The organism is Marinobacter sp. UBA2498, from assembly GCF_002341575.1.
Classification (GTDB): Bacteria; Pseudomonadota; Gammaproteobacteria; order Pseudomonadales; family Oleiphilaceae; genus Marinobacter; species Marinobacter manganoxydans.
The window spans coordinates 18780-20055 of sequence record NZ_DDOI01000098.1; the positions used below are offsets into that span (position 1 = coordinate 18780).

Here is a 1276-nt window from a genome sequence, read left to right on the forward strand (position 1 = left end):
TGCGCATCGGCTCCCGTAGCTGCAGTTAACCCGCCCAAAAACAACCCGACGGGCGGGAAACACTGACACTCAGGAGAACGCAATGATCAAGCACGCAAAAACTTCCACACTTCTGGCCGCCCTCGTTTCCGGCGCTTTCGCAACCAGTTCAGCGTTGGCCGCTGAACACAAGGCCGGTGTCTGGACCAACGATCAGTCAGTTGCCAACGGCGTTGTATCCGCCAGAAAGGTGGTTGCCGAACAGAATGGGTGGCTGGTGGTTCACCGCACGGACGAATCCATGAAGCCGGGCCCTGTTGTCGCCCACGCGCCGTTGCGCAAAGGTATGAACATGGACGTCGCCGCCATCCTGACCGAGGAAGTGCAATCCGGTGACATGCTGATGCTGATGGTTCACAGCGAAGACGGCGGGATGAAAACGGGTATTTTTGAATACACCCTGGGCGCCAAGGAAGACGGCCCGATCAAGAAAGATGGCAAGCTGGTGATGCAGACTATTACCGCAAAATAATCGCTGGCGATAGTGCCGGCTGCTGCGCTGACTGGCGAATGCAGCCGGCATATCAAACCGGATTAATTACCCACGGCCAACCCTATCTGCCGTCCCCCTTCACGCCCAATCTGTCGAGGTAAAGATGGAGTTCCGCCTCGCTAATGTCCACGTATTCAAGTACGCGCCCATACAGCATGGCGGTCGGGACATTGCGGCCCTTCAGCTCTTTCTGAGTTTCATGCAGGACGTAAAGAATGATTCTTTCAGTGCGGGTAAGGCCGTCTCTGGCGTCAGGGATCACTTCAAGGAGACTGCGGGAGTAGTCTGAACCGGCCATGATGTACCTGGTATGGAGCAATGGACCAGCACATAGTAACAGGCTGGCAGCGAAGCCCCCAGAGGGGGTCGCTGCCTTTTACCGCCAAATCAGATCTGTTTGTAGACCACTTCAGACAACCGGCTGCGATTACCATCGGTGTCCAGGGTACGGATAGCGAAGTACCAGGTGCCTTCTGTCAGCTCATCAACCAGCAGCTCGTCGACGGAGGCGTCACCAATGGCCAGGCTCTGGTCGAGGTTTTCAGCGCTGGTGCCGTAGACCACCTCGAAGCCTGCGATTTCGCCCATGGCCAGGCTGTCGCCATTTTCGCGGGTCAGCGGCGCGGTCCAGCTCAGCAGTGCTGTGTTTGCAGGAGCGGTTTCCTCAGGCGTCGTCTCGGTGACGGGCTCGCTGATTTCAGTGTCTGTTCCTGTGTCCGCTACGGTTTCGTCGGTGGTTGTATC

2 protein-coding genes and 1 pseudogene are annotated in these 1276 nt (G+C 57.3%); 1 reads left to right on the forward strand and 2 read right to left on the reverse strand.

All coding sequences use genetic code 11. The features are described from left to right. The first annotated feature begins 82 nt into the window (after positions 1 to 82). Positions 83 to 511 carry a DUF7282 domain-containing protein gene (locus B2W52_RS13650; RefSeq protein ID WP_104270244.1) on the forward strand — a complete coding sequence of 143 codons (429 nt, stop codon included), beginning with the start codon at positions 83 to 85 and terminating at the stop codon, positions 509 to 511. A gap of 82 nt (positions 512 to 593) precedes the next feature. Here the strand turns inward: B2W52_RS13650 and B2W52_RS13655 are convergent, their stop codons facing one another. After that, positions 594 to 830: a hypothetical protein gene (locus B2W52_RS13655; RefSeq protein WP_104270243.1), complete on the reverse strand. Its 237-nt coding sequence runs from the start codon at positions 828 to 830 to the stop codon at positions 594 to 596. Between the two features lie 89 nt (positions 831 to 919). Further along, positions 920 to 1276, reverse strand: a pseudogene (locus B2W52_RS13660) (hypothetical protein); the annotation flags it as partial.

What these genes read in the sequence shown, in the direction of transcription:
- B2W52_RS13655 (WP_104270243.1), bottom strand. Translation starts at nt 830, where the DNA reads ATGGCCGGTTCAGACTACTCCCGCAGTCTCCTTGAAGTGATCCCTGAC.
- B2W52_RS13650 (WP_104270244.1), top strand. Translation starts at nt 83, where the DNA reads ATGATCAAGCACGCAAAAACTTCCACACTTCTGGCCGCCCTCGTTTCC.